Annotated in this window: 2 protein-coding genes and 1 pseudogene; all 3 read left to right on the plus strand. The window is 53.4% G+C overall.

Translation table 11 applies throughout. The features are described 5' to 3' along the window. Window positions 1–415 (plus strand): tripartite tricarboxylate transporter TctB family protein (locus ABYW01_RS19225; protein WP_372835946.1); only part of this gene is annotated, 415 nt, incomplete at its 5' end. A 4-nt stretch (window positions 416–419) separates the two neighbouring features. Beyond that, on the plus strand, window positions 420–1,979 hold the full coding sequence (locus tag ABYW01_RS19230) for a tripartite tricarboxylate transporter permease (protein WP_372835947.1): 1,560 nt from the start codon (window positions 420–422) through the stop codon (window positions 1,977–1,979). Window positions 1,980–2,240: 261 nt separating this feature from the next. Further along, a pseudogene (locus ABYW01_RS19235) lies at window positions 2,241–2,502 on the plus strand (porin); the annotation flags it as partial.

Below are 2,502 nucleotides of genomic sequence, written 5' to 3' on the forward strand. Positions count from 1 at the left end.
CGGTGTCTACGCCGGTCAGATTCCCCTGTTACCCGGCGATGAATTTGAGCCGTTCCACGCGCAGACGGTCCCCAATGCACTGGCCCTGCTGTGTGGCGGGTTATCCATCGCCCTGTTGCTGACAGCCGAACGGGGTGAAGGCAGCACGCTTAAACTACACGGTTATGACTTTGCGCTGGTTGCCAAACTGCTGGCGCTGGTGGTGCTGTTTGCGTTTGCCCTGCAGTGGGTCGGTTTTCTGCTGGCAACCCTGTTCTTCCTGATCGGTGGATTCTGGCTGCTAGGTGAGCGCCGTATCAAAACCTTGCTGCTGGCTTCCGTTCCATTTTCTGCGGGTATCTGGCTGATTCTGACGCAGTTGCTGGATATCTATCTGGCGCCGGGTGCGCTGTTTAATCAACTGTTTGGAGGCTGAGGCGATGTTAGACGGTATCTTCACCGGGCTATCCACCGCGGTTATGCCCTTTAATCTGATGATGGTGGTCGTCGGTTGTTTTGCTGGCACCTTCATCGGCATGTTGCCGGGGCTGGGTCCAATCTCCGCCGTGGCGTTAATGATCCCGATCACCTACGGACTGGATCCCTCTTCCGGCATTATTTTGATGGCCGGCGTCTATTACGGCGCAGTATTTGGCGGTTCCACCTCCTCAATCCTGATCAACGCACCAGGCTGTGCAAGCACCGTGGTGACGTCATTTGACGGTTATCCACTGGCCCAGCAGAAGCAAGCCGGTAAAGCACTGGCACTGGCCGCTTACTCCTCCTTCACCGGCGGTACCATCGGCGCAATTATTCTGCTGTTCGCCGCGCCTGCACTGGCATCAGTTTCACTCAGCTTCCAGTCCAGCGACTACTTTGCTCTGATGATTCTCGGCCTGACCGCTGTAGCAGCATTCTCAGGAAAAGGTCAGGTGATCAAAGCTCTGATCATGACCGTATTCGGCCTGATGATTGCTACCGTGGGTACCGATACAACATCCGGCACCCCACGCTTTACCTTTGGCAACATCGACTTGATTGACGGCATTAGCTTCCTGCTACTGGCGATGGCAACCTTCGCCCTCACCGAAGTGGTCATGACGGTATTAAAAGGCCAACACAAGGAAAAAGACGAACAGATGGATATGGCTTCTTTGGGCAGCATGAAGCTGAGCCGGGAAGAGGTAAAACATATCGCGCCGACTGTAGGACGCTCCTCAGTATTTGGTTTCCTGGTGGGAGTTCTGCCAGGTGCCGGCGCAACTATCGCTTCATTTCTGGCCTATGGTCTGGAACGCAACATCGCCTCAGCTAAAGAGAAGCTGAAGTTTGGTAAAGGCGCGCTACGGGGGCTGGCCGCGCCGGAATCCGCCAATAACGCAGCGTCCACCGGTTCTTTTGTACCGCTGCTGACGTTGGGTATTCCAGGTTCCGGTACCACCGCCATCATGCTGGGTGCACTGATCGCTTACGGTATTCAGCCCGGTCCGCGCCTGTTTGTCGATAACCCCGATGTGTTCTGGTCGGTGATCATCTCCATGTATTTCGGCAACCTGGTGTTGCTGATCCTTAACTTGCCGCTGATCCCATACATCTCGCGCTTGTTGGTGATCCCACGCCCGATTCTGATTCCGCTGATTCTGTTTTTCTCCATCACCGGCGTGTATCTGGTCAGCTTCAACAGCTTTGATATTCACATGATGGCAATCATTACCGTCATTGCGATTGCACTGAAGCTGCTGGAGTTCCCGATGGCACCAATGCTACTGGGCTTCATCTTAGGCGGCATCATGGAAAACAACCTGGCCCGTGCGCTGGTTATCTCAGACGGTAGCTTTGACTTCCTGTGGGATCGCCCGCTGACCCTCGGCATTGTGGTCGTGGCCATTGTTGTCCTCTGTATCCCACCGCTGCTGGAGCTGGTGAACAAGCGTCGCGCAAACAAAGGTCAGCCAACTGATCGCGGCGCAGAAGCAGCCATCAGTGAAGGTGAAGGCTAAGGTCCGCCATCAATAGCAAACTGGGCCGGAATCCGCTCGATCCGGCCTGAACACTACAAAAGATGTTTAGTTAATTCTAACTGGGAGGAGCCCGCCACCAGAGAATCACGACGGTCAGACACATCAATCCCAGCGTTGAACTCCCCCGACTTCTCATCAGATTTGGTGCTGTTTTTCAGCATCGAGGGGAGCTTTTGTCTTTAAAAACTGAAAATCGGTCTCGTGACTGAGTTTTCAAATAAAAATAACAGGTAGTAGATAATGAAAAAAATGATCGCAAAGAAAATCGCAGTTGCTGCTCTTGGACTGACCACAGTAAGCATGGCGCAGGCAGCCACCATCTATGAAGGCAACGGTCTGAGCTACAAACTGAAAGGGGACTGGCAGATCCAACTGCGTCAGAAAGCCGGTGTTGATAAAGAACTGGATGTTGAGTTTGACGATCTGGAGCTGAAAAACAGCATCGTTTACGATCTGGGCGGCGACATGAAAGCCTTTGGTCAGCTGGACTTTGGTTACAAAA

Origin of the sequence: Pontibacterium sp. (genome assembly GCF_041587635.1) — a bacterium.
In the GTDB taxonomy this organism is placed as follows: Bacteria; Pseudomonadota; Gammaproteobacteria; order Pseudomonadales; family Balneatricaceae; genus Pontibacterium.

Excerpts from the sequence above, each read along its gene's own strand:
- ABYW01_RS19230 (WP_372835947.1), top strand. The coding sequence starts at position 420 with ATGTTAGACGGTATCTTCACCGGGCTATCCACCGCGGTTATGCCCTTT.